At 48.2% G+C, this 255-nt stretch carries 2 tRNA genes; both read left to right on the top strand.

From position 1 onward, the window contains the following. The first annotated feature begins 46 nt into the window (after positions 1–46). Positions 47–122: transfer RNA gene (locus A3712_RS23990), tRNA-Phe, on the top strand. 39 nt (positions 123–161) lie between these two features. Next, positions 162–237 (top strand) — tRNA-Asn (locus tag A3712_RS23985). The last annotated feature ends 18 nt before the right edge of the window (positions 238–255 follow it).

The following is a 255-nucleotide window of genomic DNA, read 5'->3' as shown; positions in this document are numbered from 1 at the left end:
ATCAGTAGGTCACCAGTTCGATTCCGGTAGTCGGCACCATTCTTTTGCCTCGATAGCTCAGTCGGTAGAGCAGCGGATTGAAAATCCGCGTGTCGGTGGTTCGATTCCGCCTCGAGGCACCATTATTTAGTGTTTAACTTAAATAAGTTAACGCAAGTAATTCCCCCTTAGTTCAGTTGGTAGAACGGCGGACTGTTAATCCGTATGTCGCAGGTTCGAGTCCCGCAGGGGGAGCCATTTACAATTGAAGTGATT

Origin of the sequence: Vibrio sp. HI00D65 (assembly GCF_001635455.1) — a bacterium.
Lineage (GTDB): Bacteria > Pseudomonadota > Gammaproteobacteria > Enterobacterales > Vibrionaceae > Vibrio.
Note: the sequence above shows the minus strand (reverse complement) of the source record. Positions and strands in the feature narration are given on the sequence as shown.